Source organism: Cognatundibacterium curvum (genome assembly GCF_014284235.1).
Lineage (GTDB): Bacteria > Pseudomonadota > Gammaproteobacteria > Burkholderiales > Burkholderiaceae_D > Undibacterium > Undibacterium curvum.
Window position 1 is genome coordinate 110,671 of record NZ_JACOGD010000001.1, and the last position, 26,691, is coordinate 137,361.

The 26,691-nt window shown below is 52.9% G+C and carries 24 protein-coding genes; 15 read left to right on the top strand and 9 right to left on the bottom strand.

All coding sequences use genetic code 11. From position 1 onward, the window contains the following. Window positions 1–10: 10 nt before the first annotated feature. Window positions 11–1,267, top strand: a complete 1,257-nt coding sequence (locus H8K43_RS00515; RefSeq protein WP_230403602.1) for an efflux RND transporter periplasmic adaptor subunit — start codon at window positions 11–13, stop codon at window positions 1,265–1,267. Window positions 1,268–1,276: 9 nt separating this feature from the next. Continuing rightward, complete coding sequence (locus tag H8K43_RS00520; protein ID WP_186902048.1) at window positions 1,277–4,405, top strand: efflux RND transporter permease subunit; 3,129 nt, start codon at window positions 1,277–1,279, stop codon at window positions 4,403–4,405. 157 nt (window positions 4,406–4,562) lie between these two features. Here H8K43_RS00520 and H8K43_RS00525 read toward each other — a convergent pair whose 3' ends face one another. From H8K43_RS00525 to H8K43_RS00565, 9 genes are all read right to left on the bottom strand, one after another. Next, a complete protein-coding gene (locus H8K43_RS00525) occupies window positions 4,563–4,943 on the bottom strand; it encodes a hypothetical protein (protein ID WP_186902049.1) in 381 nt (126 codons plus the stop codon). A gap of 76 nt (window positions 4,944–5,019) precedes the next feature. Continuing rightward, window positions 5,020–5,811, bottom strand: coding sequence for a M24 family metallopeptidase (locus tag H8K43_RS00530; RefSeq protein ID WP_186902050.1), 792 nt, complete (start codon window positions 5,809–5,811; stop codon window positions 5,020–5,022). Between the two features lie 324 nt (window positions 5,812–6,135). Further along, complete coding sequence (locus H8K43_RS00535) at window positions 6,136–6,594, bottom strand: hypothetical protein (protein WP_186902051.1); 459 nt, start codon at window positions 6,592–6,594, stop codon at window positions 6,136–6,138. Between the two features lie 555 nt (window positions 6,595–7,149). Beyond that, window positions 7,150–7,431 (bottom strand): hypothetical protein, encoded by a 282-nt coding sequence (locus H8K43_RS00540; protein ID WP_186902052.1) that lies wholly within the window; start codon window positions 7,429–7,431, stop codon window positions 7,150–7,152. A gap of 229 nt (window positions 7,432–7,660) precedes the next feature. Then, a complete protein-coding gene (locus H8K43_RS00545) occupies window positions 7,661–8,083 on the bottom strand; it encodes a hypothetical protein (protein WP_186902053.1) in 423 nt (140 codons plus the stop codon). A 70-nt stretch (window positions 8,084–8,153) separates the two neighbouring features. Next, window positions 8,154–8,594, bottom strand: coding sequence for a hypothetical protein (locus H8K43_RS00550; RefSeq protein ID WP_186902054.1), 441 nt, complete (start codon window positions 8,592–8,594; stop codon window positions 8,154–8,156). 169 nt (window positions 8,595–8,763) lie between these two features. Then, window positions 8,764–9,297, bottom strand: a complete 534-nt coding sequence (locus tag H8K43_RS00555; protein ID WP_186902055.1) for a hypothetical protein — start codon at window positions 9,295–9,297, stop codon at window positions 8,764–8,766. A gap of 79 nt (window positions 9,298–9,376) precedes the next feature. Further along, the gene (locus H8K43_RS00560; RefSeq protein WP_186902056.1) at window positions 9,377–9,667 is read right to left on the bottom strand and encodes a putative quinol monooxygenase; all 291 of its coding nucleotides are present in this window, start codon (window positions 9,665–9,667) and stop codon (window positions 9,377–9,379) included. A gap of 168 nt (window positions 9,668–9,835) precedes the next feature. Continuing rightward, the gene (locus tag H8K43_RS00565) at window positions 9,836–10,594 is read right to left on the bottom strand and encodes a helix-turn-helix domain-containing protein (protein WP_186902057.1); all 759 of its coding nucleotides are present in this window, start codon (window positions 10,592–10,594) and stop codon (window positions 9,836–9,838) included. 71 nt (window positions 10,595–10,665) lie between these two features. On the opposite strand from H8K43_RS00565, the gene H8K43_RS00570 reads away from it, so the two are divergent. From H8K43_RS00570 to H8K43_RS00630, 13 genes are all read left to right on the top strand, one after another. After that, window positions 10,666–10,938: a hypothetical protein gene (locus H8K43_RS00570; protein WP_186902058.1), complete on the top strand. Its 273-nt coding sequence runs from the start codon at window positions 10,666–10,668 to the stop codon at window positions 10,936–10,938. After that, entirely contained in the window at window positions 10,916–11,596 is a 681-nt protein-coding gene (locus tag H8K43_RS00575) for a hypothetical protein (protein WP_186902059.1), read from the top strand. Before H8K43_RS00570 ends, H8K43_RS00575 begins: the two co-directional genes overlap by 23 nt. Before the next feature lie 89 nt (window positions 11,597–11,685). Continuing rightward, the gene (locus H8K43_RS00580; protein WP_186902060.1) at window positions 11,686–12,489 is read left to right on the top strand and encodes a TatD family hydrolase; all 804 of its coding nucleotides are present in this window, start codon (window positions 11,686–11,688) and stop codon (window positions 12,487–12,489) included. A 12-nt stretch (window positions 12,490–12,501) separates the two neighbouring features. Further along, window positions 12,502–14,943, top strand: a complete 2,442-nt coding sequence (locus tag H8K43_RS00585) for a DNA internalization-related competence protein ComEC/Rec2 (RefSeq protein WP_186902061.1) — start codon at window positions 12,502–12,504, stop codon at window positions 14,941–14,943. A gap of 77 nt (window positions 14,944–15,020) precedes the next feature. Beyond that, window positions 15,021–15,827: an alpha/beta fold hydrolase gene (locus tag H8K43_RS00590; RefSeq protein ID WP_186902062.1), complete on the top strand. Its 807-nt coding sequence runs from the start codon at window positions 15,021–15,023 to the stop codon at window positions 15,825–15,827. A gap of 20 nt (window positions 15,828–15,847) precedes the next feature. After that, window positions 15,848–16,846, top strand: coding sequence for a lipid A deacylase LpxR family protein (locus H8K43_RS00595; RefSeq protein WP_186902063.1), 999 nt, complete (start codon window positions 15,848–15,850; stop codon window positions 16,844–16,846). Window positions 16,847–17,081: 235 nt separating this feature from the next. Next, a complete protein-coding gene (locus H8K43_RS00600; RefSeq protein ID WP_186902064.1) occupies window positions 17,082–18,710 on the top strand; it encodes a CTP synthase in 1,629 nt (542 codons plus the stop codon). A 10-nt stretch (window positions 18,711–18,720) separates the two neighbouring features. Further along, window positions 18,721–19,575, top strand: coding sequence for a 3-deoxy-8-phosphooctulonate synthase (kdsA, locus tag H8K43_RS00605; protein WP_186902065.1), 855 nt, complete (start codon window positions 18,721–18,723; stop codon window positions 19,573–19,575). Window positions 19,576–19,761: 186 nt separating this feature from the next. Next, the gene (gene eno, locus H8K43_RS00610) at window positions 19,762–21,045 is read left to right on the top strand and encodes a phosphopyruvate hydratase (RefSeq protein ID WP_162018381.1); all 1,284 of its coding nucleotides are present in this window, start codon (window positions 19,762–19,764) and stop codon (window positions 21,043–21,045) included. Between the two features lie 137 nt (window positions 21,046–21,182). Next, window positions 21,183–21,560: a cell division protein FtsB gene (gene ftsB, locus H8K43_RS00615; RefSeq protein WP_186902066.1), complete on the top strand. Its 378-nt coding sequence runs from the start codon at window positions 21,183–21,185 to the stop codon at window positions 21,558–21,560. Between the two features lie 169 nt (window positions 21,561–21,729). After that, on the top strand, window positions 21,730–23,403 hold the full coding sequence (locus H8K43_RS00620) for an AMP-binding protein (protein ID WP_186902067.1): 1,674 nt from the start codon (window positions 21,730–21,732) through the stop codon (window positions 23,401–23,403). 12 nt (window positions 23,404–23,415) lie between these two features. Then, on the top strand, window positions 23,416–25,776 hold the full coding sequence (locus H8K43_RS00625; protein WP_186902068.1) for a bifunctional salicylyl-CoA 5-hydroxylase/oxidoreductase: 2,361 nt from the start codon (window positions 23,416–23,418) through the stop codon (window positions 25,774–25,776). Next, entirely contained in the window at window positions 25,773–26,576 is an 804-nt protein-coding gene (locus tag H8K43_RS00630; RefSeq protein WP_186902069.1) for an SDR family NAD(P)-dependent oxidoreductase, read from the top strand. Before H8K43_RS00625 ends, H8K43_RS00630 begins: the two co-directional genes overlap by 4 nt. Window positions 26,577–26,691 lie beyond the last annotated feature (115 nt).

The window sequence follows — 26,691 nt, forward strand, 5'->3', positions numbered from 1 at the left end:
GCAGATGACTATGTTTACTCAAATTTCACAGCATTTTTCTTCACGTACTGCGCTTCGTCCCTCGTTTTGGGCGACTTCTTCGGTATTGGTCTTACTGGCCGCATTAGGTAGTTACAGCCTGTCTATGGCTGCTGACAGCAGTGCGTCGGCGCAGGCCAGTAGCAACGCCGCAAGCAACAGCAAACTCAAGCCTGCGCTGACCGTGACTACCACCCAGCCTACCATTGCAGACATACCGCTGCGGCTGGCGGCCAATGGCAATGTGCAGGCCTGGCAGGAAGCCATCATCGGTTCGGAAGCAAATGGCTTACGCATACAGGAATTGCACGTCAATATTGGTGATGTGGTTCAGCGCGGCCAGTTACTGGCCAGCTTTGTCAGTGAGACGGTGCAGACCGATCTGGCAGCTGCTCAGGCCAGCGTGGCAGAAGCGGCAGCCAATCTGGCTGAGGCACAGGCCAATGCCGAACGTGCACGCAATCTGCAAAACACAGGTGCACTCAGTGCCCAGCAAATCGGTCAGTATCTGAGTGCCGAAGCGACCGCCAAAGCCAGACTGGATGCAACTAAAGCAGCACTGGCGGCACAACAGCTCAGGATGAAACATACCCGTGTGTTGGCTCCCGATGCCGGTGTGATCAGCGCCCGTCCTGCGACATTTGGCGCGGTGGTGCAGAGCGGCGCGGAACTGTTCCGCATGATACGGCAGGGACGGCTGGAATGGCGCGCCGAACTGACGGCAGCAGAAATGGCGCGTATCAGCAATGGCAGCGAAGCCATCGTGACCGCACCCGGCGGTGCGCAATGGAAAGGCAAGGTGCGTATGGTAGCGCCAGTCCTGGATGCGCAAACCCGCAATGGTCTGGTGTATGTCGACTTGCTGCCGCCTAAGGAAACTAAGGACGCTAAGGACACTAAAGAGTCCAAGGCAGTCGCTGCCTTCAAACCCGGCATGTATGCCAAAGGCGAATTCCTGCTCGGTCATTCTGCCGGGCTGACGATACCGCAGCAGGCCATCGTGGTCAGGGATGGCTTTAGTTATGTCTTCCGTCTGAATAGCGATGGCAAAGTCACGCAAGTGAAGCTGCAGACCGGACGCCGGGTCAGCCAGCCACAAGGCGAAATGGTGGAAGTGCTGTCTGGCTTGCAGGCAGGCCAGACCGTGGTAGTCAGCGGCGCCGGTTTCCTCAATGATGGCGATCTGGTCAAAGTGGTGAGTCCGGCAACGGCTAAGCCAGCTGCTGCTAACGCTGCAACACAAAAATAAGGGGCGATTGTGAACTTTTCAGCGCTATCAATTAAAAACCCGATACCGGCGATCATGCTGTTTATCTTGCTGACGCTGGCTGGCCTGCTATCGTTCAAAGCGACGATAGTGCAGGATTTTCCGGATATAGAATTACCGATTGTGACTGTCAGCGCGACCTTACAGGGCGCGGCACCGGCTCAGCTGGAAACCGAAGTAGCACGTAAAATCGAAGACGCAGTCTCTTCAGTGCAAGGTGTCAAGAACGTCTACACCAAGGTGCTGGACGGCGATGTGTCGGTGACGGTGGAATTCATCCTCGAAAAACAAATCTCGGATGCTGTCAATGAAGTGCGCGATGCAGTCGCCACAGTCAGGGCGGATCTGCCCAGCGAAATGCGCGACCCGGTGGTGACCAAAGCCTCAACAGCGGGGCGGGTGGTGAGCACCTATACCGTGGAAGCCAAGGCAGATGCGGCTGACAGCAAGGATGGCCCGGAAAGCCGCATGGATATTCAGGATTTGAGCTGGTTCGTGGATAACACCGTGGCGAAGCGGCTGCGCAATATCCCCGGCGTGGGTGGCGTCAAACGGGTAGGCGGCGTTAACCGTGAAGTGAGGGTCGAGCTGAATGCCGATCAGATGGCTGCTTTGAATGTGTCCGCCGTCGATGTCTCGCGCCGTATCAAACTGGTACAGCAGGAAGCCCCCGGTGGTCGTGGTGATGTCAGCGGTGCCGAGCAATCGATACGCACCATCGCCACTGTCAAAACTGCCGCAGAACTGGCGCAATTGGATGTGCCGCTGCCAGATGGCCGCCACATACGGCTGGACCAGGTAGCGAAGGTCAGCGATACCATCGCCGAGCCGCGCTCAGTCGCGACGCTGGATGGCAAAGTGGTGGTGGGCTTTGAAGTATTCCGCACCAAGGGTGCCAGTGAAGTCGATGTGGCGCTGGCCAGCAAACAGGCGATAGAAGAAATGAAGGCGAGCTATCCCAAGCTGCATTTCTTTGAAGCGATAGATAATGCGCAGCCGGTAGAAGAAAACTTTGATGGCTCCATGCATTTGCTGTACGAAGGCGCATTGCTGGCGGTGCTGGTGGTCTGGTGGTTCCTGCGTGACTGGCGCGCCACCCTGGTCGCAGCGGCCGCTTTGCCTTTGTCGGTAATCCCGACTTTTCTGGGGCTGAAGTATTTCGGTTACACCCTCAATACCGTGACCTTGCTGTCACTGGCGCTGGTGGTTGGCGTCTTGGTTGATGACGCGATTGTGGAAATCGAAAATATCGCGCGCCATCTGCAAATGGGTAAAACCCCGATGCAAGCCGCGATGGAAGCAGCCGATGAAATCGGGATGGCGGTGATTGCCACGACCTTTGCATTGGTGGCTGTGTTTTTGCCGACTGCTTTCATGGGCGGAGTGCCGGGGCTATTCTTTAAACAGTTTGGCTGGACAGCGGTGATTGCGATTCTGGCTTCGCTGGTGGTGGCGCGTTTGCTCACTCCGATGATGGCCGCTTATCTGCTAAAGCCTGCCTCTGATGCGCATGTACAGGCACATGCGCATGGTGAATCGGCGGATGGCTGGATCATGCAGCGCTATATGCGCACCATGCAATGGTGTCTGCGCCATCGTCTGTTGACTATGCTGGCAGCGGGCGCATTCTTTGTTGGCTCTATCATGCTGGTCGGTTTGCTGCCTACCGGTTTCGTGCCCGCCTCTGATCGCGCCCAGACCCAGGTCAACATCGAACTGCCACCCGGCAGCACGCTGGCCGAGACCCGGGCATTAGCAGAGCAGGCACGCGTGCTGATCAAGGAAGATCGCAATGTGCTGAGTATCTTCAGCTCTGTCGGTGGCGGCTCCAGCGGTGATGCGTTTGCACCAGGTGCTGCGGCTGAAGCACGCCGTGCGGTGTTGACGATTACTACCACTCACCGCGACAACAGAAAGGCCAGCATGGCCGATATCGATGGCGCGATACGCGAGAAACTGGCGTCACTGCCAGGTGCCAAATTCACTGTTGGCCCACCGGATTCCGGCGTCAAAATGCAGTTAGTGCTGAAGAGTGAAGACCCGGTTGCGCTGGTGGAAGCAGCCAGAAGCGTAGAGCGTGAATTGCGCACCCTGAAAGGCGTCGGTAACGTCAGTTCCAGCGCTTCGCTGGTACGCCCGGAAATCATCGTCAGACCCGACATGGCACGTGCCGCCGAGCTGGGTGTGACTGCTGCCAGCATCGGTGAGACGGTGCGCGTGGCGACGGCAGGGGATTACGACACTATGCTGCCTAAGCTGAATCTGGCGCAGCGTCAGGTGCCTATCCGTATCAAACTGCCTGACCACTTCCGCGCCAGCCTGGCCGATATCGAGCGCCTGACGGTGCCGGGTAAAAATGGTCCGGTGATGTTGGCGACCGTCGCTAAAGTCACGATGGAATCCGGCCCGGCCCAGATCGACCGCCTGAACCGCAGCCGCAATGTCACGCTGGATGTGGAATTGGGCAATCGCCAACTGGGTGAAGTCAATGAAGAAGCACGCGCACTGCCTAGCATGAAAAATCTGCCTGCCGCAGTCAGCATCGCAGAACTGGGCGACGCGCAGGAAATGCAGGCGCTGTTCGCCAGCTTCGGTATCGCGATGCTGATCGGTATCCTGTGTATCTATGGCGTGCTGGTCTTGCTGTTCAAAGACTTCCTGCAGCCGGTAACGATTCTGGCCGCACTGCCGCTGAGTATAGGCGGTGCCTTCGTTGCCTTGCTGGTGACCGGTCAGGCCTTATCCATGCCGTCCATGATAGGCCTGATTATGTTGATGGGGATCGTGACCAAGAACTCGATTCTGCTGGTTGATTATGCGGTGCTGGCACGCGCAGAAGGCATGAGCCGTTTTGATGCGCTGGTCGATGCCTGCCATAAACGCAGCCGTCCTATCATCATGACCACCATCGCCATGGGCGCGGGTATGATGCCGCTGGCTCTGGGCTGGGGCGCCGACCCCAGCTTCCGCTCACCAATGGCGATTGCCGTGATCGGCGGCCTGATCACCTCGACCTTACTGAGCCTGCTGGTGGTCCCCGCCGTGTTCACCTACATCGACGACTTCGAACACCTGCTGGGCCGCCTGCGCGGCAAGAAAGCAGCGCAGGCTGTGAGTTAAGGTCAGGTATTTTCTGCTATCCCGCCAGTTTTGCCGGCACCGCCTTTATGGGGTGCTGGTGGTGGGTAGCGTCAAGCAGCTCTCTGTTCGCATGAGAAGAACAGGTGGCGTTTAGAAAAAATCAGATTTTTCGTCAGTGTGTATGTTGCGTGATCGCTTAGGCAGCATCTCCGCTGCTTCGAGCAGACCTGTTTCTGTTACCCAATTGTCGTTCGTAACTAGCCAAAGCGAATGATGCAACACACTGAAGAATGCCGGGTTTCATTCCGACCGCATTCAGCAAGACCAGACCCAGGCACACACCAAAACCTGCGCCAAAAACAAGTTGATCCCGGCCCGACCAGGAAAGAGGAAAAACGATGGTGCACAACATGGCTATGTTGTAGACGATTGCTAACAAGAGCGCACTCGTATTTACTTGTCCACCAGGTAGCAGCCAGTCGATGGCCGCAACAGACCAGATGGCTGTAGTTTTCAAATAGGTCAATACGCAGATAAGCAGCGTGATGAAGTGGCAGATGATGACTGTGCGTTTCATGTGATTTTTTTCTGGGTTAAGCTGCACTTAGAAATAAAATACTTGTAGCTTCGTCCTTAAATGTTATGTTGGCTATTCACTTATATGTAGAAGTGAGTACCTCGGGGCCATTGTCACCAATCAGCACAACATGACTAAAGACCGCTGACGGAAGCCGCTCTTTGTCAATCACCGTCCAGTTATCCGCAGCTAGTTTTTCATGCGGTTGTGCTGTATGTCCCAACGCTAGTAAAGAAAACATCGTTCCTGTCGAAAGGGTATGATCTTCGCCTATAAGTCCCTTTGGTAAAACAAATTGTGGAAGCATGATTGGTTCCCGGCCTATCAGGTGACCAGAAAACTTCTTAGATAAAACCATTTTTTCCGCCAGAGCGACTTCATGCAATGCAGTCACGATGCTTGAGATCTTCGCATTTGGTACGCAAATCTGAATTGCTTTTTCCAGGCATTTCATTGTGGATGACATTATATGGATTTTTGCTGGCGAAGCTTTTTCTTCCCCTGCAAGCACGGTCCAGTTCTGACTGCAAAGCGCACTCATAGCGTCATTCGTTCCGAGTGATATCTTGATCAAATCACCTGCTTCAATAAGCGTGTTATGTTTTGGTATTCCATTCATTATTTCGTGGTTACGGCAAATGGAAATATCTTCTGGAAATGAAAACTGCTTGCGAAATGAAAATTCAACTCCGGTTTCTTTCGCTGCTGCACGCGCTATGTCCGCCAGGTCTGCCGTTGTTCTGCCTGGAACGATGCTACTCAGGATTTGATCGAAAATGAAATTTTGCTTTTTTGCGAGTACTTTTATCCGCTCAATAGTTACTTGATCGTTTGCTTGGGTCGGAATTAGTTTTGTATAGAGCGGCATGTGATGATTGAAAAGTGGAATATTTTTCGTACGGCCAGACGATGGTTCGCTAACTTGTTTTAATGAAGAAAACGCATTTAGCCTTGGAATGCTGGCATGAGCACAAAACCTAGGCACAAGCAATGTTTCGCAATCAACGCTAATGCCTGGTTGTCTTGTGTGCGAAGTGAATCGTCCCGACTTTGGTAGGCAGCTCTGAACTTATAGTTTAGCCCAACAGGGGGCAATATGAGCTTGTGAGTGTCATACAAAACAATTTAAGATTGAAGTCACGGATCGCGGCCGCCCGGTCACTGAACTGGAAGAACGACTCTGTTCACTTTTTCATTTTACCTTCCCTGCAAATTGAGCCCGAACGCATACCTTGTATTTATCATCCCGTTGAGAATTTTCTTTAAAACATGTGGATAAGGCGTTAATGTCGATTTGGGGAGTGGTCAAAATATCCAGGTTTTGTTCGCATAAGCTTTGAAAATATTCTTGAAAGATTAGTAAATCCACGCGCCAATCTTCCGAGAAATTGTTTTTTTCAATAAATTTTACAGTGGCGACAATATGCTCTTTATCATCACCTAGCTTTTGATATTCATCTCCACCTAGATAAATCATATGACGCCAAACCTCTGCCATTGGGCCTGACATTGGATTTTTCTTTAAAGACTCAATTGTCGTTTTTTTTGTTATCACCATAGTCCCGGCAAGATTGCCACGTTCAATGCACTTTTCCGCTGCAAAAACAAAATGGCTGAAGAAAAGTATGAGTAATCCAACGATAAATTTCATATATAGGCACATGCTTGAATGATTGTTTGTGTGGGTACGTTTCCGAATTTTCGCATTCTTATTCTTGAACTAAGCTAATCAAGTTCAGATTATTTTTTATAAGCCAAACCGCCTGCCAATTGCCAACATGAGTGATGAAGTATCTTCGCTAGTTTTGAACATCATTCTGCACTATGTGGTTCGTCGAATCGTCCTTTGATGGCAAACTGAGTGGTAAATTGCTACTCTCTTTATTCATACAGCCTATTGGCACATCCGTGGCAAACATTTTCGAGGTAGGCAAGTGCTTGCCTGGATTTATTAGTGCCAGCAATTATGGGTGCTATTTCTTCTTGATACATGTGCAGCCGCCCATGGTTTGGCAACTGTCTTTGTATTGCCTAAAAGCGATGTTAGCGTCTGTCACACTTTCAGTGTAAAGAATTTTCTCAAATTCTACGTCATAGATAATGTCGGACCCACCGGTTCTACCCCACCATACGCGGATAAAAATGAGTTTTTCGTTGATCCACTTTACACCGGAGAGGCCGAAAATGTTTGTGAAACTAATGTCTGTCAGATTGGGTTTTTCTGAATAAACCGTGATGTGACCACGAGGCCGACTATTTTTTTAATAAACAGGTAAGCCTTGTTTGGAGATATTTCACCCTGTGATGGCTTTTCGGCAGCCCGGTTTGTGATTTTTATGTTTTGCTCAATGAGTGAGTGAAAATCATCATATGAATGGACATTTCTCGACTCTCGCCAACAATCTGGAGGTGAGCCAGGCCACATTTTTTCTTCTGCAAGTGCAGTATTTGAGAGAAATGAAATAATCATGCAAAGAATGAACTTCATTCTGGGCTCCCCAAACGTTTGACAAGTGCTGTTCGCCTAATGCGGGACGAATGGATGGAATGATTAGACTTCATTTCAGTTCAAATGCGGAAATTACACTCGATAACATTTAAGCTTGATGTCATTGATATGTGCTTACAAGATTTTCCGTCTCAATAAGCGAAAAACTTACTCCTGAACAGAGAATGACGCATGCCCGCCTATCCCCTACTCACCCCAAACCCAGTACTCATCTCAACAAATCCGTACCCGGCAACATCTCTAATTCACCCTGCTTTTGCACCACCACATTCAACGGCATATAGCCTTTGGTTCGCGGGCAGTTTTCGAAGTCGGTGACATCAACTTTGTACGGCCCGTACCACTTGTAGGCGCCGGAAAAGCCGCCGTATTGGTAGACCCAGGCTTGCTGCGCATTGCGATCGATCAGTGCGGCGTACAGAAACTGGTCGGTGGTGCCTACGGGTTCATGCAGGGATATGGTGCGTAGTGCCTTGCTGTCTCCGGTGGAGAGGGTGGGGGCTTCGACAGCCTCTGACAAGACGATTGCGGGCGGCGTCAAGGCAGTGAGTTTGCACACAGGCTGGGTTTCTGTGGCGTAGGCAGAAGCAGTGCTTGCAGCGGCGATGAAAAGTGTCAGCAGGGCTTGCATGATGTGTCCTTGATTGCGTAAGAAATATGGCGAACCCGGATGCGGGATACCGGGTATTGCCTGACGAATCTCAATGATCGCGTTTGTAAAGCCAGACACCGAGCGGTAAGGCAAACAGTGGCAAGACCAGGGCAGCGATGGAAGACCATACAGGGACAGGCAGATCATGGGGCAGGCGTTGCACCCAGACGCATAAACCAGCTGCGAACAGACTGGCCAGCAGTGTGTTGCGCGTAAGTCCTGATGCACTGAGTTTGACTACCCAGCCGCCGCCAGCTAACGGACCTATCAGGCTTAACAGGTGAGCGCCGATCAGTGTGAGTGTGAACGCGAGTGTGCTGACATCCGATGCTGTGGCTGGTACGCCAGGGGTGTTGTGTAGCCAGAAATATCCCGATGTGACGGCAAATACAATAGCGTTGCTGAGGCCGCAGCTCACCATTGCACCAAACAAGACAGCAGCGCAGTTACGGACAGAATCAGGAGTGGCAAGCAGTTGTTGGGTATTCATGTTGCATGTTGTTATAAATTAATTCTTTGACTTTAGCATAGTCGTGTTCATTTTGATATTTAATTGAATCAATAAAGCTTACGTCACATCGCGCTGTTGCGGCTGTTGCCTGCAAAGCGTTTCGGCAGTTATTTTGTTAAAAATCCAGCCAAAAACTGAGCAATACTGACTAGGCTTCAACGTCTTTTCGCAAACGGCTTAGTCTGGTCTGCGCCGCACGCAGTAAAGCTTTGCTGTATATGTGATGAAAACCGGATAGCAGGTGGAAAACAAATCCAAAAGATGCGCTGCCATCCGCTGCGCGTGATTTGGGGACAACCACGCTGCCAAAGTAAAGCCGGGTTGTATGGTGTTGCTGCGTATTCAGTGCCTCCACCATGAGCCAGGAGCGTGTGCGTCTGGTGGCATCGCGCAGCAGGATTTGCCTGGCATTGCGCTGTTCCACATCCCAGATCGCAAATTGGCGGGTTTGATTCAGCGCCAGTTGTTCTGCATCGTGTTCAGTTGACGGGCGCCTGGCGAGCCATCTCAGCAGGAAGCGTTCTATCCTAAACAGTGGTGTGGTGTAGAAGGCATATACGTAATCGCTGAGCGTAATTTCATGCGCCAGATCGATGTAATAACAATCGGCATAGGCACCGGACTTGCCATAGCTAGCTGATAAAGCGAGGTCCGGTAGTGTGCATTGATGTATGGTCTGCATGGTGTTTTAAAAACTGACTGGCTTGCTATAGCTTTGTCGACGCCGCCTCAACAGGCCGCGCCGACTGAGTAGTTTTAACTTATATGACCGAGCACTGCTGCACCGTGAGTGCTGTAATCATTGCGCCGGCTTGTTCTTTGAAACGTGCCAGACTGCTGCCCTGATCGTGTGCTTGATAGGCTTCCTGGTTGGCGTATAACTCAAAGATCATGATGGTATTGCTGAGTTCATCAGGCTGCAGTAATTCAAATTGCAGCGTGCCTGCTTCGGTTTGCAGACTGCGTTGCTGATGGTCACTGAGTGCTTGTAAAAATGCCGCTTTGGATTCTTCTTGATAAGAGATGGAGACAACGAGCGCTACTTTTTTCATGCTGAACTTTCAGGTGGGTGTGAGCAGGGTTAAGGCTAAACAGATCAGCCTAAGCAAATCAGCGAAAAACAAATGCTGGGTGTAAATGTAGCATTTCTATTAATAATGTGCCGGACTATCCCTGGTTTGCTTTTCCACTGCCTGGCTTTGCTCAGCGATGTGCGCGGCTCATTTTGCCTTGCCCGGCAATCTTCTGAAACCGGTAAATTCTGCCGGTTCCCATTCACGGCTGGCCAGCAGCAGGCCAACGCCACGCCGTTTTTTGAGCGGGGCGGCCAGACTTTCCTGATGCAGGTCGGCGAATTTGCGTTTGAGCTGGCGCAGTTCGCTATGTAGCTTGCTGATGGCGGCTTCGGTCAGCATGCCATGGCTGAAGCTCAGCGTTTGCTCGTCGTCGTGGAAGTGGGAATCCAGAAAATCATGTAAGCCGGATTGCTGAAAATACTGGCGTATCGGGCCAGCGGGCAGCCATTCGAAATCGCGTGTGATGTTGAGACGGATGCGGTTGCCGGGTAAGAGTGTGATCAGCCCCAGCTTATCGAGCTTGAGCAGGTAGTGCAGGCATTCCGGTTCGGTATAGCGATAAACTTGCATGATCTCTTCCATACTCCAGTGATTGATAGCGCAGACTGCAACCAGCAACAGGCGTTTATCGGCGACCAGTTCTTTTTCCTGATTCTGGTTCAGCGTGGGCAGACGGTTGCCCTGATGATTGGCTTCCTGCGTCAGTTCCATCAAGGTCAAGCCGAGAAAATGTGCGATTTGCAGTATGCGTTCCAGACTCAGATTTACGGCGTTCTCTTCGCGCAGTATGCGCTTCACACTGGCCTCTGACAGCGCCAGCGCTTCCGCTACATCACGATAGGTTTTCCCTTGCAGCTTGAGCTGGCTTTTGATGGTGCGCATGATTTGCCGGATTTCATTCATGGTTTGCCTTGCCTCTGTGTTTATTCTGCCAGCTCGCTGAACGGGCCTGTTGATTTCGATGAAGTTGCACTATGGTAGCGATTTCAGCTACTTTTCTTGCGATAACAACTGACTTTTTCCTGCATGGTTTCATTATTTGCCTTGCTTTGGCAAGCTCTGCGCTGGTTTTTTGGTCAAATAACGTCACTAACAAGCTGCCTCTGGGCAGTCTGTTAGTCAGTGATGTCGATATGGAGGAAAACAATGCGTATATCAATGAAGTGGCTGCCGACAGCGATAGTATTCATCAGTATGTGTGCGATGTTATGGCATGGACCGGTCTTGCAATTGGCCCATTATCATGAATTTGCCGATCAGGGTGTCTGGCTGGGTATTCCGCATGCTGCCGATGTATTGAGTAATCTGGGCTTCGCGTTCGTTGCTGCGCTGGCGGGTTATCAGCTGTTTGTGCAGCAGCGTTACGCACGTTCAGCGTCGGCGCTGCCTGCGTTTGGCTTATTGTGTGTGACCGTATTCCTGACCGCAGCTGCATCGGCTTACTATCATCTGGCGCCGGATGATGCGCGTTTGTTTTGGGACAGGATGGCGATTGCCATTGCATCCGTTTGCCTGATCTGCGGCTTACGTGCCGATGCTAAGCCGGGCATGACGCCGTATCGCGCCTTACTTGAGTTAATGCTGGGCCTGATGCTGGCAGTCGCCAGCGTGATTTGGTGGCGCTACAGCGCAGACTTGCGTCCCTATCTGTTGCTGCAGTTATGGACAGTGCTGCTGGTCATAGTGTGGCAAGGTATCTGGCAAGTCGATCACCGGGTTCGTCGCTGGTTTAATGCCGCCATCGCCTGTTATGTACTGGCTAAGCTGGCTGAAATGGCGGACCACCGCATCCTGAGCCTGACCGCTTGCGTTAGTGGCCACAGTCTGAAACATCTGATCGCAGCAGGTGCCGCAGCCTGTGTTTTTTATGGTTTGCGGCAAGCTTGTGCGAATCCGGTGAGGTGAACCGCCGCCACGCTAACTTCCGCTTGGCGTCATAAGCAGAATTCCCGCATAATCGGCGCATTAGTAGCCAATTTGCAAAGTGAACAGGTATGTGGATAGATACGCATTGTCATCTCGATGCGAGCGAGTTTGGCGGGACTTCGCTGCAGCTTGCACAGCAGGCGGTGGCGGCAGGGGTGAGTCAGATTGTGGTACCAGCGGTGCATCTGAACTTGTTCAATCAGGTGCAGCAACTGGCGCAGCAGCATGCGGCATGCGTGTATGGGCTGGGCATCCATCCCATGTATGTGCCGACTTCGGATGAAAGTCATTTGCAGATTTTACGTCAGCGTATAGAGCAGGTGCTGAGCAGTGAACACGCGCATCAGCTGGTTGCGGTCGGTGAGATAGGCTTGGATTATTTTGTACCTGCGCTGACCCAAAGTCCTTTGCTGGAAAAGCAGGAATTTTTTTATACCGAGCAGTTAAAAATCGCCAGGGATTTTGATTTGCCGGTCTTGCTGCATGTACGGCGTTCGCAAGACAAAGTACTCAAGCATTTGCGCCGCATCCGGGTTCGGGGCGGAATCGCGCATGCCTTCAATGGCAGTGTGCAGCAAGCCGGGCATTTTCTGGATCTGGGTTGTAAGCTGGGCTTTGGTGGCGCGATGACGTTTACGCGCGCTTTGCAAATCCGCCGACTGGCAGCGGAACTGCCACTCGATGCGCTGGTGCTGGAAACCGATGCGCCTGATATACCGCCCAGCTGGATCAGGGAAGGCTATAACCGGCCGGATCAGATACCGGCGATAGGCGCAGTGCTGGCGCAGTTGCGCGCGATGGATGTCGCTGACATCGCAGCGGCCAGTTCACGCAATGCGCGCGAGGTGTTGCCGCGCCTTTTACTCAATTGAGGTAATAGCGTCATGCGCAGCTTTGCTATCGCACTGACGCTGGGTATCTTGTGGCTGCAACAGCAAGCCAGCCTGCTGACATCAACGACGCTGATCGCTGTGCTTGTTGCCGCAGGCGGCTTATGGCTGTGCGTGTTCAAACTGCATTTGCCTTATGTGCGCAGAGCGGCTGCATTGCTGGCTGCTGCGCTGATAGGAATAGCCTGGGCTGACTGGCGCGCAGAGCTGGCTTTGCAAACCGCCTTGCCAGAGGCCTTGGAAGGACGCGATTTACTGGTGACTGGCGTGGTAGCCAGCTTGCCGGGCGTGAATGTGAATGGCAGCAGCTTTCAACTGGACGTTGAGACTCTGAGCGAATTCAAAGCTGCGCAAACAAGCGCAGCGCAAGCCCCACTGCCGGGTCAAGACCGGCTTCCCTCCCGTATCAGTTTATTCTGGCCAGCCAGAGCTGGTGAGGCGCCAAGCCTCAAAGCAGGTCAGCGCTGGCGCTTGCCGGTACGTCTGAAACGTCCGCATGGCAATCAGAATCCTGGCGGTTTTGATGCCGAATTGTGGATGCTGGAACAGGGTGTACGCGCTACCGGCACGATACAAACCGCACAGTCAGCCGCAATTCAGCCGCTACAGGACTTTGTGCCGGGTGTGCTGTATGCGGTAGACCGTTGTCGCGGCTGGTTGCGCGAACGTATCCATGCAGCCTTGCTTGGTAAGCCCTATGCAGCAGTGGTGGTGGCGCTGGTGATCGGCGATCAGCGCGAAATCCGTCAGGCGGAATGGAATATTTTTCAGCGTTCCGGCATCGGTCATCTGATCAGCATTTCTGGTTTGCACATCACCATGCTGGCGGGTTTTTTTGCGGTGTTGATGGGTGCTTTGTGGCGACGTTCATTCTTCATATTCCATACACGGCCTTTGCCATTAAGGCTGCCGGCGCAAAAGGTGATGGCGGCGACGGCTGCTGCAGTCGCTGTGCTGTATGTGGCACTGGCAGGGTTTGGTGTGCCTGCGCAAAGAACGATGTATATGCTGCTTACGGTTGCAGTAGCGATTTGGAGCGGGCGTTTTAATCAATTTTCTTCTGTGCTTGCACTGGCGCTGTGTGTGGTGCTGGTGATTGATCCCTGGGCTCTGATGTGGCCGGGATTCTGGCTGTCCTTTGTGGCGGTTGCAGTGATTTTGTATGTGGCCAGAGATGAAGCTATTGGCAGCCTCAATGCAGACAGTGACTGGCGGGTGCGTCTGCGCCGCAACTGGCATGCCGCATTGCGTACCCAGTATGGCATCACGCTGGGTTTGCTGCCACTGACCATGCTGCTGTTTGCGCAGATTTCGCTGATTAGTCCGCTGGCGAATGCGTTTGCGATACCGCTGGTGAGTTTTCTGATTACCCCGCTGGTCTTGTCTGGTGTCTTCCTGCCTGAGCCTTTCTGTGGCTGGCTGCTGAGTCTGGCGCATGCCGGTATTGCGCTGATGGCGGAGTTGCTGGCCTGGCTCAGTGCGCCGGACTGGGTGATCTGGACTGCGCCACAACCATCCTTGCCGATGTTTTTGCTGGCGATGCTAGGGGTGTTGTGGCTGCTGGGGCCGCGTGCTTTGCCGATGCGCTGGTTGGGGTTGGTCTGCTTGCTGCCTGTGCTGATGCCGCATCCACCCGCAATAGCTGAGGCAGGCTTTCGCGCCACGGTGCTGGATGTGGGGCAGGGTACCGCTGTGCTGATACAGACCCGGCAGCATACGCTGTTATATGACACTGGTCCGGCTTACGGCCAAGATAGCGATGCGGGTAGCCGCGTGATTTTGCCGTTTTTACGGGCTCAGGGCATACGCAAACTCGATCGTTTGCTGATTTCACATCAGGACACCGATCACTCAGGCGGTGCTGCCAGCATACTGGCGCAAATGGCAGTAGATGGCGTGATCAGCTCCCTGCCTGATCAGCATGCCCTGCGTCAGTCTGCACGCCCGCACAGCGCCTGCGTTGCAGGCCAGTCCTGGCAATGGGATGGTGTCACATTTGAGATGCTGCAGCCGACTGCAGCCAGCTATGCGAGCGATAAATGGAAGCCCAATGCGCGCAGCTGTACCCTGAAAATTTCGACGCCGCAGTTATCTATGCTGTTACCAGGCGACGCAGAAGCGATACAGGAAGACGAGATGCTGCATATGCTGCCTGAGAAACTGCCAGCTACCGTTTTGCTGGCGCCGCACCACGGCAGCGGCACTTCATCTACGGCGGCATTTCTGCAAGCGGTGCATCCTGAACTGATTGTGATCCAGTCTGGCTACCTGAATCGCTACCACCACCCCAAGCCTGTGGTGCTGGAACGCTATCAGGCATTTGGAATAAACCATCTAAGAACCGATGAGGCAGGTGCTATTCAACTTGATTTTGAAGCATCATTGCATATTTCCGAATATAGAAAACAACACGCGCGTTACTGGTATGGGCAATAAGCCCAAAAACAGGGAAAAAACATAAACACAGTCAGTCTGCAGGTACGCGCGCAAACAGGAAGATGAAGGCAGGGGACATGCAAACAAATATTCATTTCGTACACGGTAATGGCTTCCCATCTGGCAGCTACCGTGTTTTTCTCGATCACTTGCGGCAGGAGTATGAGGTACAAGTGACGGAAAAAATCGGCCACCAGGCGAATTATCCAGTCACTGATGGCTGGCCGCATCTGGTGCAGGAGTTAATCGATACGCTGGAAAGCCGCTATCGGCAGCCAGTGATTTTAGTCGGGCATTCGCTGGGTGGCTTGCTGTCGCTGATGACCGCGCAGCAGCGACCGGATCTGGTCAAGGCAGTAGTGGTGATCGATTCGCCAGTAGTGGCGGGCTGGCGCGCGATGCTGTTGCGGGTCAGTAAGTGGCTGGGCATCGATAAGAAGTTTTCACCGGCAGCCGCTTCTGAAAACCGGCGTCATCTGTGGCCTGATCAGGACGCTGCGTATCAGCATTACGCCGCCAAAGAGATTTTTGCAATCTGGCCGCCGGAAGTATTGTGGGATTATGTGCGCGCCGGTACCATGCCGTGCGAACAAGGCGTGACGCTGAGTTTTGACCGCGCCATAGAAACTGCGATTTACCGCACGCTGCCGCATACTTTGGGCAAGTTGTTGCGCAAGCGGCCGCAAGTGCCAGTCGGTTTCGTGGGTGGTAATGAGTCGTTGGAATGCCGTCAGGCCGGTGATTACTACACCCGTAAATTAATGGGTAAGCATTATCAACTGATACAAGGCGGGCATTTGATTCCTATGGAGGCGCCGGCACAAACCGCGACGGCGGTACTGGCGATGTTGAATGCAATGCGCAGTGAAGAAAGAGGTCTATGAATAGGTCTATGAAGAGGTCTATGAGTAAAGCTAAGCAAAATGCCGATGGCGTACTGAATAAAAAGCTGAGCTGCTTTAACGGGCTGGCAACGATGGCTGCACTTTCACTGCTGACTTTGGCGCCGCTGGTGGCGCAGGCACAAGTGCTGGCTGATGCGCCTGACTGGCAGGAAATGCAGCAGGTAGTGCGTGCTGGTAAGCAGCAACTGCAACTGAATATAGAAAATGACAGCCTGTTGCTGAATCGTGATGATCGCTTCTATACCAGCGGCATTCATCTTCAGAAGTCGTTTGCTGTGGCTGATCAGTTACGCCAGACGGAGTACGGCTGGCGCGTAGGGCAGGATTTGTACACTGCCTCTGATATCAAACTCACACCTGCGCAAATTCCTGTGCCTGATCACCCCTATGCGGGCTGGCTGTATGGCGGCTTTTTTAAGACCAGTGCTTATGCTACCGGGCGCAGTATCAGTTATGGGCTGGATTTCGGTTGCCTGGGGCCTTGCGCCGGGGGTAAATGGACCCAGGAGCAGCTACACCACGTGATTAAGCAGCCGCAACCGCAAGGCTGGAGTACCCAGCTGAAGAACGAGTTTGGCCTGATGCTGCATGCGGCTTATGCGCCGGGCCGTATGCTGCCGTGGTCGGGCATGGATCTGACTCCGGCTGTGAAGGGGCGCTTCGGCAATATCATGACCGATGTATCGGCCCAGCTGGAATGGCGCATAGGGCAGTTGAATTTGCTGCCCGCGCAGGATGCCAGCTATGGCTTTGCACGCGCAGAGCCTAAGTACACGGCTTACAATGCGACCGTGCAGGGTGGCTACTTTGCGCATCAGGCGAATGCCTTACATGCTAAGCGCTGGGGTGGTGAGCTGGAGCTGGGCTATCGCTGGCAAAAAAATGGCTCAGGCGTGCTGGTTTCGCTGGTGCGTCGTGCTAACGAGATAGAAGAGATTTCCAATGCTTATGGCGCGCAGAATTTCGTGAAATTGCAATTTAATTACGCGCTTAAGTAAGTCAGCTTCGCCACTGTTAATTAGCAAGAATGTGCAAGTTGATAGCCAGCCCTATTCTTCAAGGCTGGCTGCTTGCCGCGCGTTTGCCGGCTTAGGCGGCAATGGTGCTGAACCTGTGACTTAAGCAAGGGCAGTCTGAATAAAAAAGCGGCAGGATTCACGCGGGACTCGTCTACATGAACAAGAGTGATGTATAATTCGAATTTCCCGCTTGTGCCATCGGGCACCTTCTGCAATGACAAAGTTCGTATTCGTTACGGGGGGCGTAGTCTCCTCACTAGGCAAAGGCATTGCTGCCGCCTCTCTCGCCGCTATTCTTGAATCCCGCGGTCTCAAAGTCACTATGCTCAAACTCGATCCATATATCAATGTGGACCCGGGTACCATGAGCCCTTTCCAGCATGGCGAAGTGTTTGTTACCGATGACGGTGCAGAGACCGATCTGGATCTGGGTCACTATGAGCGTTTCATCAGCTCCAAGATGAAAAAAGTGAATAACTTCACCACTGGTCAGATCTATGAATCCGTCATTCGCAAAGAGCGTCGTGGCGAATATCTGGGTAAGACAGTGCAGGTTATTCCGCACATCACCAATGAAATTCAGGAATTCATCCACCGCGGTGCGGCTGGTGCCGATGTGGCGCTGGTTGAAATCGGCGGTACTGTCGGTGATATCGAGTCTTTGCCCTTCCTCGAAGCAGCACGTCAGCTCAGTCTGCGCGCAGGTCGCAATGCAGCAGCCTTCGTGCATCTGACACTGGTGCCTTACGTGGCAGCGGCTGGTGAACTGAAAACCAAGCCTACCCAGCACAGCGTTCAGAAGCTGCGTGAAATCGGTATTTTCCCGGATGCTTTGCTGTGCCGCGCTGACCGCCGCATTCCGGATGATGAACGCGCTAAAATCTCCCTGTTCGCGAACATTCCTGAAGAAGGCGTGATCTCGGTCTGGGATGCAGACACCATCTACAAAATTCCTCAGATGCTGCATGATCAGGGTCTGGACAAAATCGTGTGTGACGCGCTGGGACTCAATCCTAAGCCAGCAGATCTGTCCATGTGGGACAAACTGATTTTTGCGCTGGAAAATCCTAAGGCAGAAGTCACTATCGGTATGGTCGGTAAGTATGTCGACCTGACTGAATCCTACAAATCCCTGACCGAAGCGCTGCGTCATGCAGGTATTCATACCGAAAGCCGCGTCAATATCGAATACGTGGATTCAGAAGAAATCGAAGCGCACGGTACTAAATCGCTGGAAAAATACGATGCGATCCTGGTGCCTGGCGGTTTCGGCAAGCGCGGTGTAGAAGGAAAAATCCTGGCTGCCCGCTTTGCACGTGAACACAAAGTACCTTACCTCGGTATCTGCCTCGGTATGCAAGTGGCGCTGATTGAATACGCGCGTAACATGGCTGGTCTGAAAATGGCGAATTCCACAGAATTCGATCCTGAAACAGAACAGCCAGTTGTTGCGCTGATCGATGAATGGCAAAACGCCGACGGTAAAGTTGAAAAGCGTGACGAGAATTCTGATCTGGGCGGCACTATGCGTCTGGGCGCGCAGACTTGTGCCATCAAGCCGGATACGCTGGCAGCAGAAATCTATGGCACGGTTGTGACTGAGCGTCACCGTCATCGCTACGAAGCAAACAATCATTACCTGGAACGCATAGAAGCAGCCGGTCTGGTGGTGTCTTCCCGCACTGCCTCCGAAGATCTGTGCGAGATCATGGAATTGCCACGTGATGTACATCCTTTCTACATCGGCGTGCAATACCATCCTGAGTTCAAATCCACGCCACGTGATGGACATCCGCTGTTCATCGCATTTGCAAAAGCGGCGTTAGCCCATAAAAAGGCATAAGGAATCAAGCATGAAATTATGTGGATATGATGTCGGTCTGGATCAGCCATTTTTTCTGATCGCCGGTCCTTGCGTGATCGAATCAGAACAAATGGCGCTCGATACCGCAGGAATTCTGCGCGATATGACCAAGGAACTCGGTATTCCTTTCATTTACAAATCCTCTTTCGATAAGGCGAACCGTTCTTCCGGTTCTTCTTTCCGTGGTCTGGGGATGGAAAAGGGTCTGGAAATACTCGCCACAGTCAAACGCGAAATCGGCGTGCCAGTACTGACGGATATCCACTCGATAGATGAGATCGCGCCGGTTGCGGCTGTGGTTGACGTGTTGCAGACGCCAGCTTTCCTGTCGCGTCAGACGGACTTTATCGAGGCCTGTGGCCGTGCCGGTAAGCCGGTCAATATCAAAAAAGGCCAGTTCCTGGCACCGCATGACATGGTCAATGTGATCGCCAAGGCACGCGCTGCGGCACGTGCAGCAGGCTTGAATGAAGATAACTTCATGGCTTGTGAGCGTGGTGCTTCATTTGGTTATGGCAATCTGGTTTCTGACATGCGTTCACTCGCGATTATGCGTGAAACCAATTGCCCGGTCGTGTTTGATGCGACCCATTCCGTGCAATTGCCGGGCGGGCAGGGTACGTCTTCCGGTGGTGAGCGTCAGTTTGTTCCAGTGCTGGCGCGTGCCGCAGTCGCGGTCGGTGTGGCTGGTCTGTTCATGGAAACGCATCCTGATCCGGCCAAGGCTTTGTGTGATGGCCCGAATGCCGTACCGCTGAACCGCATGAAAGAATTGCTGTCCACCCTGACGGATCTCGATCGTATCGTCAAGAAGAATGGATTCCTCGAATCCAGCTTTGCTTAATCATTGATTGGTGACACTCACTGCTGTCGCTGATCCTTGCGGCAGCAGTGAGATGGTCGTCTTGCTTCTGCTGCGTTAGTCTCCTGATGGCTTGCCTGTGCTTGGTTGGCTATGAATCTCAAGACCGCAATCCCGGATGCAAAACTTTTTATTTTGTACGCAATTTTGATCGTTTAGGAGATATAAATGAGTGCTATCGTTGACATTATCGGTCGTGAAGTGATTGATTCACGCGGTAACCCAACCGTGGAATGTGACGTTTTGCTGGAATCCGGCGTCATGGGCCGTGCTGCTGTTCCTTCCGGTGCATCGACCGGTTCCCGTGAAGCTATTGAATTGCGTGATGGCGATAAATCCCGTTATCTGGGCAAGGGCGTACTGAAAGCCTGCGAAAACATCAACACAGAAATCGCAGAAGCGATCATGGGTCTGGATGCGAATGAACAGGCTTTCCTGGATCGCACTCTGATCGATCTGGATGGTACAGAAAACAAAGGCCGTCTGGGCGCGAATGCGATGCTGGCGGTTTCTATGGCGGTTGCTAAAGCAGCGGCGGAAGAAGCTGGTCTGCCACTGTACCGTTACTTCGGCGGTTCAGGCGCAATGCAATTACCTGTGCCTATGATGAACGTGATCAACGGCGGAGCACATGCTGATAACAACCTGGACATCCAGGAATTCATGATTATTCCGGTTGGTGCTCCTTCCTTCCGTGAAGCAGTCCGTTACGGCGCTGAAGTATTCCATGCACTCAAAAAAATTCTGCACGACAAAGGTCTGACCACAGCCGTTGGTGACGAAGGCGGTTTTGCACCTTCCGTTGATAACCACGAATCCGCGATTAAACTGATCATTCAGGCGATAGAAGCGGCTGGTTACGAGCCAGGCACACAGATCGCTCTGGGTCTGGATTGCGCAGCATCTGAATTCTACAAAGACGGCAAATATCACCTCGAAGGTGAAGGCCTGACTTTGTCTTCCACCGATTTCACTAACCTGCTGGCGACTTGGGTCGACAAATATCCTATCATCTCGATTGAAGATGCGATGGCAGAGGGCGACTGGGATGGCTGGAAAATCCTGACTGAAAAACTGGGCAAAAAAGTACAGTTAGTCGGTGATGATCTGTTCGTGACCAACACCAAGATCCTGAAAGAAGGCATACAAAAAGATATCGCCAACTCTATCCTGATCAAGATCAATCAGATCGGTACTCTGACTGAAACTTTCGCAGCGATAGAAATGGCAAAACGTGCTGGTTACACCGCTGTTATTTCTCACCGTTCCGGCGAAACAGAAGACAGCACCATCGCTGATATCGCAGTTGGTATGAATGCGCTGCAGATCAAAACTGGCTCTATGTCCCGTTCTGACCGTACAGCAAAATACAATCAATTGCTGCGTATCGAAGAGGATCTGGGTGAAGTTGCCAGCTATCCAGGCCGTGATGCATTTTACAACCTGAAGTAATCTGCTATAGTCGGCCAGTTAGTCAGACTTTGTCAGTGTGGCCGTGAATTTGCGGCCCGGCACTGACAACTGCTGAATATGGCCATAGGGGGAACCTGGTTCCCCTTTTTTCTTCTGTTCATTGTTAGTGAGTTGCTGTGCGTCTGATCGCAGTCGTTTTCCTGTTGTTACTGGCCGTCATACAGTACCCGCTCTGGTTGGGTAAGGGGGGGTGGTTGCGTGTATGGGAGCTGGAACGTCAGCTGACCCAGGCACAGGGACGCAATGACAAATTGAAAGAACGTAACAGCAAGCTGGAATCCGAAGTCATGGATCTCAAAACCGGTACCGATTCCGTTGAGGAGAGGGCGCGTTTTGAGTTGGGCATGATACGAAAAGATGAAATTTTTGTTCAGGTGCTGGATCCTAACAGCACACTGCCAGCACCTCCCATACCGGCTGCACCAGCTGTATCGACGAAAGCAGCGGTGCCAGTCAAAACTCCAGCCACAACACCGGCTAAGAAAAACCACTGATTGTTCTTTCTCGTCACCGGTTAAGCTTAGTGCACCTGTCTGATCCTGCATCGCCCGTTGTTCCACTGCCTCATCAATAAGAAAAAATCGCTTTACCTAAATTTATTTTAGGTTTAAAGTAATTTGGCTGTGTATTTTATGCAGCACATCTTTGAATGATGGAGGGGCTATGGCAGATATCAGTGCACATCAGGCATTACATCAGACTGCGCATCTGGATACATTTACGCATGCGCATTTACCGCCTGCCGAGTTTTGGCCTGAGCGCAGTTTTGCGCTGCCTGAACTGAAATACCCGGAACAATTCAACTGTGTCGATGCGTTTTTAGACAAGGCGCACGATGCGCAATTTGCTAATAAGCCCGCTATCCTGAGTGCAGAGCTGCAATGGACGTATGCAGAATTACTGGCACAGGTAAATCGCATTGCGCATGTGCTGACCCAGGATATGGGCGTAATTCCGGGTAACCGTGTGCTATTGCGGGGTACTAACCATGCGATGCTGGCTGCCAGCTTTTTAGCGGTGCTGAAAGTTGGCGCGGTTGCTGTCCCCACCATGCCCTTGCTACGCGCTAAAGAGCTGGGTGTAATGATAGATAAAGCGCGCATCAGTCACGCGATTTGCGATTTTCATCTGAAAGCTGAAATGGAAGAGGCCCAGGCCACCCACCCAGAATTACGTCAGCTGATTTTTTACCGTGGCGGTGAAAACAGTCTGGAAAGCCGCATGGCAGCGATGCCTGCAGAATTCACCAGTTTCGCCAGCTATGCTGATGATGTGTGTCTGATCGGGTTCACCTCTGGCACTACCGGCACGCCTAAGGCCACCATGCATTTTCATCGCGATATGCTGGCCATCTGTGATTGCTTTCCACGCTCAATATTAAAAGTCAGGGAAAGCGATATTTTTATCGGTACGCCGCCGCTGGCATTTACTTTTGGGCTGGGTGGTTTGCTGTTATTCCCTTTGCGTTACGGCGCGACCACAGTGCTGTCAGAAAAAATGACGCCTGACGCCTTACTGCAAGCGATAGTGCGCTATCAGGCCACGGTCTGTTTTACCGCGCCGACTTTCTATCGTCAGATGGCGCTGCTGGCGAAAGGCATGGACTTGCGCTGTCTGCGCGAAACCGTGTCAGCCGGTGAAATGCTGCCGATTTCCACACGTCAGGCCTGGCAGGAAGCGACAGGATTGCGCATGATAGATGGTATCGGTGCGACCGAGATGCTGCATATTTTTATCTCCGCTGCTGGCGATCAGGTCAGGCCGGGCGCGACCGGTAAGCCTGTGCCCGGTTATCAGGCCTGCATACTGGACGCTGATGGGCAGCCAGCGCCTCCGGGTGTGGTGGGGCGGCTGGCGGTTAAAGGGCCGACTGGTTGCCGTTATCTGGCTGACGAGCGTCAGCTTAATTACGTGCATCAGGGCTGGAACCTGACCGGTGACGCCTATGAAATGGATAACGATGGCTATTTTTATTACCGTGCCCGCACCGACGATATGATCATCTCGGCCGGATATAACATCGCTGGCCCCGAAGTGGAGGATGCGATTCTGCTGCATCCTGCTGTGGCTGAATGCGCGGTGATCGGCATTGCTGACGAACAGCGTGGCCAACTGGTCAAAGCCTTTGTCGTACTGCGCGCCGGACAGGAAGCCTCTGAACAGATGGTCAAGGCGATCCAGGACTTTGTCAAACAGTCGATTGCACCTTACAAGTATCCGCGTGCCATCGAATTCCGCAGCAGCCTGCCTCGTACCGAAACCGGTAAATTACAGCGTTTCCGCTTGCGCGAAGCCAGCACAACGCCCCCGCCTGCAGCGCATCCATCAGCTCAGTGAAAGGATAAGAACATGAATATTCTGTGTATAGGTGGCGGCCCTGCCGGTTTGTATTTCGCACTGCTGATGAAGAAGCAAAGACCTGAGGCCACGATCACCGTCTTGGAGCGCAATCAGCCTTACGATACCTTTGGCTGGGGCGTGGTATTTTCTGACCAGACCCTGGGTAATCTGGAGCAGGCAGATGCAAAGACCGCCGCGCAGATACTGGCAGCCTTTAATCACTGGGATGACATAGATGTGCATTTCAAAGGACAGCTGGTCAGCTTCGGTGGTCATGGGTTTTGCGGCATAGGCCGTCAGCGTCTGCTCAACATTTTGCAGCATCGCTGTGAAGAGCTGGGCGTGCAACTGGTGTTTAATCAAGACGTTGAGGATGAGCAGGCGCTGGTACTGCAGTATCAGCCTGACCTGATCATCGCAGCAGATGGTTTGAACAGCCGCCTGCGCAGTAAATATGCGGCAGTTTTTCAGCCTGACATTGATACCCGGCGCTGCCGTTTTGTCTGGCTGGGTACTAAGCAGCGTTTTCCGGCTTTTACTTTTGCGTTTGAAGAGACAGAATTCGGCTGGTTCCAGGCACATGCCTATCAATACGATGGCGAGACGTCGACCTTTATCGTGGAGACGCCGGAAGAAGTCTGGCTGCGTGCCGGGCTGGATCAGATGAGCCAGGAGCAGGCGATACAGTTTTGTGAAAAGCTGTTTGCGCGCTATTTGAATGGACATGCACTGATGTCGAATGCGCGTCATTTGCGTGGCTCTGCTAACTGGATCAAGTTTCCACGCATCTTGTGTCAGCGCTGGGTACATCATTTGCAGGTTGCACAAAAATCTGTACCGCTGGTATTGATGGGCGACGCCGCACATACCGCGCATTTCTCTATCGGTTCCGGTACCAAACTGGCACTGGAAGATGCGATAGAACTGGCGCAGAGCTTTGCAGCACAAGGCAATGCTGATCTGCATTCGGTGTTGACTCAGTATGAAAGCAAGCGCTCGGTGGAAGTGCTGAAGATACAAAGTGCGGCGCGCAATTCCATGGAATGGTTTGAAAGCGTGAGCCGCTATTCGCAACTGCAAGCACCACAATTTGCGTATTCCATGCTGACCCGCAGCCAGCGTCTGTCGCATGAAAACCTGCGTCTGCGTGATCCCGCCTATATCGCCGGACTTGAACAGAATCTGTCACAGCAAGCCTTTGCCGCAGCGGGCCTGCCATTGCCAGTGACAGAACGGCCAGTGCCGCCTATGTTGACGCCGTTCCGCTTGCGCGAGCTGGTACTGCCTAACCGCATCGTGGTTTCGCCTATGGCGCAATATTCGGCACAGGATGGCGTGGTCGGTGATTATCATCTGGTGCATCTGGGCAGCCGTGCGATGGGCGGTGCCGGACTGGTGATGGCAGAGATGACTTGCGTATCGGCCGATGCGCGTATCACACCGGCTTGCCCGGGGCTGTATGCCGATGCGCATATCCCGGCCTGGCAACGCGTAGTCGAATTTGTGCATACCCGGAGCAGTGCAAAAATCGGTGTGCAGCTTGGTCATGCCGGTGCCAAGGGCGCGACCCGGGTCGCGTGGGAAGGCATAGATCAGCCGCTGGCGGAAGGTGGATGGCCTTTGATCTCGGCTTCGGAACAGCAGTATCTGCCTGGTATATCAGCCCTCGCTAAGTCAGCGACGGCAGCGCAGTTACAGCAGGTCTTAAACGACTTTGTTTCCGCCACCCGGCGTGCCGATGCAGCCGGATTCGACTGGCTGGAATTACATTGTGCACACGGTTATTTCTTATCCAGTTTTATTTCACCGCTGACCAATCAGCGCAGCGACCAGTATGGCGGCAGTCTGGAGAATCGCTGTCGCTACCCGCTGGAGGTATTCGCTGCCATGCGTGCGGTCTGGCCCGCTTCTAAACCACTGTCGGTGCGTATCAGTGCGCATGACTGGGTGCAGGGCGGAATCACACCGGATGATGCGGTACAGATTGCCCGCTTGTTCAAAGCGGCAGGCGCCGATCTGATCGATTGCTCTTCCGGTCAGGTCAGTAAGGCAGAAAAGCCCGTATTTGGCCGCATGTACCAAACCCCATTTGCAGACCGCATTCGCAATGAGGCCGGTATCGCTACTATGGCGGTTGGTGCAATTACAGAAGCGGATCATGCCAACAGTATCATCGCAGCCGGTCGTGCGGATTTGTGTGCAATCGGTCGTCCACACCTCACAGATCCGGCCTGGACCTTGCATGAAGCCGCCAAAATGGGATTCCGTGACATCGCCTGGCCGCGTCAGTATCTGGCCGGAAAAGCCCAGTTGGAGCGCAATTTGCAACGTGAGCGCGCGGTCGAAGCGCCGGAGGCACGTATCGTATGAAGTCTGTTGACTTGACTACAGCTGGCAGTCTGGCTGGCAAACACGCGCTGATTACCGGTGGTAGCCGTGGCATAGGTCGCGCCATCAGTCTGGCCCTGGCGCAGGCTGGTGTACGTGTGACTATCGCTGCCAGAAATGACGCAGGCTTACAGCAATGCGCCTCGGATATTGCGGCGTTGACTGGACAAACCGTGTACACGGTGCAGATGGATGTTTGCAGTGCCGAATCGGTGGTCGCTGGCTTTGATGCAGCGGTTAAAGCGCAGGGTGCTGTCGATATCCTCATCAATAATGCAGGACAAGCTGCTTCCGCGCCTGTGCTGGCGACGGATCAGCATTTGTGGCAGCAAATGCTTAATGTGAATCTGAGCAGTGCCTTTCTGTGTACCCAGCAAGTCTTACCCGGCATGATGGAAAGGCGCTGGGGGCGTATCGTCAACATCGCCAGTACTGCCGGATTGAAGGCTTATCCTTATGTCAGTGCCTATGTCGCAGCCAAGCATGGACTGATCGGCTATACCCGTGCAGTGGCACTAGAAATCGCACGTTCCGGTATCACGGTCAATGCAGTTTGTCCCGGCTTCACGGATACTGCAATCGTCGATGAGGCAATACACAATATCGTAGAAAAAACTGGCCGCAGCGCAGAGCAGGCGCGCGACAGTCTGGCGCAACATAATCCGCAGCGTCGCCTGATCCAGCCCGAAGAAGTCGCGCGCTGCGTGCTGTGGTTGTGCGAACCTGCTGCTTCAGCGATGACAGGGCAGGCGATCACCGTCGCCGGTGGTGAATGGATGTAGTTACTGAAAAAAATGCGTGAACTTGCACTGGGCATTACGGTCCGTGCGAGACAGTGGTATGGTGACTGACTGTGAAGGTCAGTGAGCATCAGTGAGCATCAGTGTAAAAGGAAAT

What these genes read in the sequence shown, in the direction of transcription:
- H8K43_RS00515 (WP_230403602.1), top strand. Translation starts at nt 11, where the DNA reads ATGTTTACTCAAATTTCACAGCATTTTTCTTCACGTACTGCGCTTCGT.
- H8K43_RS00525 (WP_186902049.1), bottom strand. Translation starts at nt 4,943, where the DNA reads ATGAAACGCACAGTCATCATCTGCCACTTCATCACGCTGCTTATCTGC.
- H8K43_RS00530 (WP_186902050.1), bottom strand. Translation starts at nt 5,811, where the DNA reads ATGCCGCTCTATACAAAACTAATTCCGACCCAAGCAAACGATCAAGTA.
- H8K43_RS00535 (WP_186902051.1), bottom strand. Translation starts at nt 6,594, where the DNA reads ATGAAATTTATCGTTGGATTACTCATACTTTTCTTCAGCCATTTTGTT.
- H8K43_RS00540 (WP_186902052.1), bottom strand. Translation starts at nt 7,431, where the DNA reads ATGAAGTTCATTCTTTGCATGATTATTTCATTTCTCTCAAATACTGCA.
- H8K43_RS00545 (WP_186902053.1), bottom strand. Translation starts at nt 8,083, where the DNA reads ATGCAAGCCCTGCTGACACTTTTCATCGCCGCTGCAAGCACTGCTTCT.
- H8K43_RS00550 (WP_186902054.1), bottom strand. Translation starts at nt 8,594, where the DNA reads ATGAATACCCAACAACTGCTTGCCACTCCTGATTCTGTCCGTAACTGC.
- H8K43_RS00555 (WP_186902055.1), bottom strand. Translation starts at nt 9,297, where the DNA reads ATGCAGACCATACATCAATGCACACTACCGGACCTCGCTTTATCAGCT.
- H8K43_RS00560 (WP_186902056.1), bottom strand. Translation starts at nt 9,667, where the DNA reads ATGAAAAAAGTAGCGCTCGTTGTCTCCATCTCTTATCAAGAAGAATCC.
- H8K43_RS00565 (WP_186902057.1), bottom strand. Translation starts at nt 10,594, where the DNA reads ATGAATGAAATCCGGCAAATCATGCGCACCATCAAAAGCCAGCTCAAG.
- H8K43_RS00570 (WP_186902058.1), top strand. Translation starts at nt 10,666, where the DNA reads ATGGTAGCGATTTCAGCTACTTTTCTTGCGATAACAACTGACTTTTTC.
- H8K43_RS00580 (WP_186902060.1), top strand. Translation starts at nt 11,686, where the DNA reads ATGTGGATAGATACGCATTGTCATCTCGATGCGAGCGAGTTTGGCGGG.
- H8K43_RS00585 (WP_186902061.1), top strand. Translation starts at nt 12,502, where the DNA reads ATGCGCAGCTTTGCTATCGCACTGACGCTGGGTATCTTGTGGCTGCAA.
- H8K43_RS00590 (WP_186902062.1), top strand. Translation starts at nt 15,021, where the DNA reads ATGCAAACAAATATTCATTTCGTACACGGTAATGGCTTCCCATCTGGC.
- H8K43_RS00595 (WP_186902063.1), top strand. Translation starts at nt 15,848, where the DNA reads ATGAGTAAAGCTAAGCAAAATGCCGATGGCGTACTGAATAAAAAGCTG.
- H8K43_RS00600 (WP_186902064.1), top strand. Translation starts at nt 17,082, where the DNA reads ATGACAAAGTTCGTATTCGTTACGGGGGGCGTAGTCTCCTCACTAGGC.
- kdsA (WP_186902065.1), top strand. Translation starts at nt 18,721, where the DNA reads ATGAAATTATGTGGATATGATGTCGGTCTGGATCAGCCATTTTTTCTG.
- eno (WP_162018381.1), top strand. Translation starts at nt 19,762, where the DNA reads ATGAGTGCTATCGTTGACATTATCGGTCGTGAAGTGATTGATTCACGC.
- H8K43_RS00620 (WP_186902067.1), top strand. Translation starts at nt 21,730, where the DNA reads ATGGCAGATATCAGTGCACATCAGGCATTACATCAGACTGCGCATCTG.
- H8K43_RS00625 (WP_186902068.1), top strand. Translation starts at nt 23,416, where the DNA reads ATGAATATTCTGTGTATAGGTGGCGGCCCTGCCGGTTTGTATTTCGCA.
- H8K43_RS00630 (WP_186902069.1), top strand. Translation starts at nt 25,773, where the DNA reads ATGAAGTCTGTTGACTTGACTACAGCTGGCAGTCTGGCTGGCAAACAC.